Origin of the sequence: Mesorhizobium sp. M1E.F.Ca.ET.063.01.1.1 (genome assembly GCF_003998155.1) — a bacterium.
Classification (GTDB): domain Bacteria; phylum Pseudomonadota; class Alphaproteobacteria; order Rhizobiales; family Rhizobiaceae; genus Mesorhizobium.
In genome coordinates this window covers 1-4,087 of sequence record NZ_RZSC01000554.1, presented here as the reverse complement: position 1 = coordinate 4,087, position 4,087 = coordinate 1, and the positions used below count along the sequence as shown (strand labels likewise).

General features: G+C 63.1%; 3 protein-coding genes. All 3 read left to right on the top strand.

Going from position 1 to position 4,087, the window contains the following annotated elements:
• Positions 1-59: 59 nt before the first annotated feature.
• On the top strand, positions 60-2,546 hold the full coding sequence (locus EOA29_RS27800) for a mechanosensitive ion channel family protein (protein ID WP_126093263.1): 2,487 nt from the start codon (positions 60-62) through the stop codon (positions 2,544-2,546).
• 362 nt (positions 2,547-2,908) lie between these two features.
• Positions 2,909-3,172 carry a hypothetical protein gene (locus EOA29_RS27790; RefSeq protein ID WP_126093265.1) on the top strand — a complete coding sequence of 88 codons (264 nt, stop codon included), beginning with the start codon at positions 2,909-2,911 and terminating at the stop codon, positions 3,170-3,172.
• 198 nt (positions 3,173-3,370) lie between these two features.
• Positions 3,371-4,087 (top strand): haloacid dehalogenase-like hydrolase (locus tag EOA29_RS27785; RefSeq protein WP_189479007.1); only part of this gene is annotated, 717 nt, incomplete at its 3' end.

The following is a 4,087-nucleotide window of genomic DNA, read 5'->3' as shown; positions in this document are numbered from 1 at the left end:
GGTCTTTATCAAGGGCGGGATTTTAGGGGATTTTTCGGTCGCGAGTCGCCTGTCACGTCATGATCTTCCGACTGCTACGCCTGATCCTGGTCGCCATGGTCGCCGTCGCGGCGCAGCCGTCGCTCGATGCGTTGGCGCAGGCAATCGGCCATGGCTCGGCTCAGCTCATCGCCGACCAGACCAAGACCATCCAGGACCTGACGGCCAAGGCCGACGGTTTGGAGAAGAAGATAGGCGATCCTGGCGAAGACGATGCCGGCCTCGTCGATATCCGCCTGCAGCTCGAGGATATATCGCGCGCGGCGCTGAACAGCGCGCTGGCGTTTCGTTCGCGCCTCAACGACATCAACAATCGTATCGAGGTTCTGGGGCCGGCGCCGGCTCAGGGACAGCAAGAGCCCGCGATCGTCGCCAACGAACGCGCTGCCCTTACGGCAGAGAAGGCCGAGATCAATGCTGTGGTCGCCAGCGCGCAGAACCTTTCGATCCGCGTCAGCGGCCTGGTCGACAGGATCGCCACCATGCGCAGCGAGCTTTTCCGCAGCGTTCTGACGAAACGCTACGAATTGACCGATGCGCTGAGCCCGCAGGGCTTTTCCGACGCGCATGACCAGTTCACCGGCCTCTACAAGGCCGTGGCGTCCTGGCTGACCTTCGCGCTCAAGTTCAAATTCCAGGCGATTCTTGCCGCGACGCTGATGGCGCTGGCGCTGGCGGCAGTCCTCCTCATCGGCGGCCGGCGGCTGTTCGGCCGCGTTTTCGAGCCCAATCCATCCGTGGAGGACCCTTCATACCTCAGCCGGCTGTCCGTGGCGTTCTGGTCGACGCTGCTGCCGACAGCGGCGCTCGCCGTGTTCTTCGCCTCGGCGGTGTTCTTCTTCAACTATTATAACGTGCTGCGCGGCGACATCGGCACATTCCTCAATGCGTTGCTGGCCGTGGTCGCGATGGTGTTTTGCGTCAACCGGCTGACCAACGCGGCACTGGAGCCGCGACTGCCGAACTGGCGGCTGATTCCAGTCGCAACCGGTCCGGCGCGCTGGCTGGTGCGGCTGGCCACCGCCATGGCCGTGGTTCTTGGCTTCAATTACTTCCTGTCGGTCGTCAACGAAAAGATGGGCTCGCCGCTCTCGCTGACGATTGCTCGAAGCTTCGTCGCCACCATTATCGTCGGCGTCATCCTGATCCTGATGGGATCGCTGAGGCCTTTCAGGGCAGAAGACGGTTCGCGGCGGCCGTGGCCGGCATGGCTTCGCTTCGTTGCCATCGGGCTCGGCCTGTCCACCATCGCGGCGGCGCTGCTCGGCTATATCGGCCTTGCGCTTTTCGTGTCGGTGCAGGTCGTGGTCACCGGCACCACTCTGGTCACCGCCTATATCGGCTTCCTGTCGGCGCGGGCGATCGGCGAGGAGGGCGGCTTCGCCGACACTTCGGTCGGGCGCTGGCTGTTGGCCAATTCCAGCTATGAGGACACCGCGCTCGACCAACTCGGCCTGGTGGTCAGCATCGCCATCAACCTGATGATCGTGCTGGTGTTCCTGCCGCTGATCCTTTTGATGTGGGGCTTCCAGCCCGGCGATATCGAGGCTTGGGCCTACAAGCTGGCCACGGGCGTCACGATCGGTTCCGTCACCATCTCGGTGCTGGGCATCCTCACCGGCATCGTAGTCTTCGCCATCGGCTATTTCCTGACGCGCTGGTTCCAGGGCTGGCTCGACGGGTCGGTCATGGCGCGCGGCAAGGTCGACACCGGGGTGCGCAACTCGATCCGGCTGGCCGTGGGCTATGCCGGCGTCGCGCTCGCGGGGCTCGTCGGCATATCGGCGGCGGGCATCGATCTTTCCAATCTGGCGCTGGTCGCCGGTGCGCTCTCTCTCGGTATCGGCTTCGGCCTGCAGAACGTGGTCTCGAATTTCGTCTCCGGCCTGATCCTGCTTGCCGAACGTCCGTTCAAGGTGGGCGACTGGATCGTTGCCGGCGACATCAGCGGCACGGTCAGGAAGATCAGCGTGCGTGCCACCGAGATCGAGACGTTCCAGCGGCAGTCGGTGATTCTGCCCAACTCCAACCTCATCAACAATGCCGTCGGCAACTGGACGCATCGCAACAAGCTCGGCCGCGTCGATATCAAGGTCGGCGTCGCCTATGGCAGCGACGTCAAGCGCGTCCACGCGCTTCTGCTCGATATCGCGCGCGGACATCCCATGGTGCTCAAGAATCCGGAGCCCTTCGTGCTCTTCGGCAATTTTGGGGCGGCCGCACTCGAGTTCGAAATCCGGGTGTTCGTGGCCGACGTGATGAACGGCAGCATCGTCCAGAACGACATCCGCTTCGCGATCCTCGATATCTTCGAGGACGAGCATATCGAGATCCCGTCGACGCCGCGCGCCGTGGTCGAGACCAAGAAGCAGGAGTCCTGGCCGATCGACGACGACAAGATCGAGGTGGAATTTGCCGAGCGCGAGCGACTGGAGGCGGAAGCAGCGGCCGAGCAGGCACGGCTCGCCAAGATGAAGCGCAAAGGGCGCAAGCCCGATCCGGGCTAGGGTGCATCGAGATTCGGGGTGAGACCGGCCTGCAAATGGTGCTTACCTGCGCTTCCGGTGCTCACGTACTTTCAAGTACGCTCCGCTCCGGCCTTCGCCGGCCGAAGCCCTCATAAGGGTCTCCGCTCTATGAAGGCTACGGCCGGCGTAGGCCGGTTCTCGGAAACCACCATTTTCGACACGGCCTGCCCCCGAATCTCGATACACCTTCGGGGGCGCTGCATCCGGCTGCCAAAACCAATTGTGGCATGAATGCGGCATTCAGTTGCGGTTCAGCTTGCATCTCATATAAGCTCTCACGCAAAGGGCGAGAATGCCTTGCGAAGTGCAACAGAGGCGGTGTGGAAACACCGGAAATTGCAATGTGGAAGTCTGTCGTTACCGCTATCGCTTTCCTGGCTATGGGCGGTTCGGCTTTTGCCGCCAGCGCGGTCAACAAGGACGCTCAAACGCGGACGTTGATCGTCACCGAAGGCGGCGGCAAGACCGAGCTGGCGCTGGCCGCCGGCGAGACGGTGGAGTTCTGCCCGAATGGCTGCTTCGTCACCCTGCCCAATGGCGACCTCGAAGCGCTGACCGGTTCCGAAACCGTCGAGATCTCGGGCGGCGTTGCCCGTATCAAGTAAAACCTGCAACATGATCGGCAAAGGCCGGACGGACGTCCGGCCTTTTATCGTTTCCGGTAGCCGCTGCTTAACGATGACGCCGGAAATACTGTTCGTCCAGCGCGTTGCAACCGGGCGTTTTAACGTTCGCTCCGCCATCTCCCGTTATATCCGCTGCAAGGACGCCGACACGCGGCGCGGGGTTAGCAGGGCAGGACAATGGACGCGCGGTCGGACAGGAACGCAATCCCGCTTGCGGTCGATCTCGATGGCACGCTGATTGCAACGGACCTTCTGTGGGAAGGCCTGTTCATCCTCCTCAAGAAGAACCCGCTCTATCTCTTTCTGGTGCCGCTCTGGCTGGCTGGCGGGCCCGCGCGGGTCAAGCAGGAAATAGCCAAGCGCATCGACATCGATCCGGCTTCGCTGCCCTACCGGGCTGAATTGCTGGCACGTCTTCGGGCCGAACACGAGGAAGGCCGCAAGATCGTGCTGGCGACCGGCACGCCGCGCAAGTTCGCCGAGGCGATCGCCGCCCATCTCGGCATCTTCGATCGCGTGCTGGCGACGGACGGGCCGCACAATTTGACGTCGGGCAGGAAGCGGGCGTCGCTGGCCGCCGCCTATGGCGATGCCGGCTTCGACTATGCCGGCAACAGCCACCACGATCTCAAGGTGTTCGACGCCGCCCGCAACGTGATCGTCGTGGCGCCGGACCGCAGCGCCCAGCGCTGGCAGGCGGCGCACGGCGCGGAGACCATGCCGGCGCCGAAGCGGACGCTGAAGACCTACGTCAAGATGCTGAGGGTCCATCAGTGGCTGAAGAATTCGCTGATCGCGGTGCCGATGGTGCTGTCGCATGAGTATTTCAACTTCGGCATGATCTGGGAGTGCCTCCTGGCATTTGTTTCGTTCAGCGCCGTGGCGTCCGCCATC

What these genes read in the sequence shown, in the direction of transcription:
- EOA29_RS27790 (WP_126093265.1), top strand. Translation starts at nt 2,909, where the DNA reads ATGTGGAAGTCTGTCGTTACCGCTATCGCTTTCCTGGCTATGGGCGGT.
- EOA29_RS27800 (WP_126093263.1), top strand. Translation starts at nt 60, where the DNA reads ATGATCTTCCGACTGCTACGCCTGATCCTGGTCGCCATGGTCGCCGTC.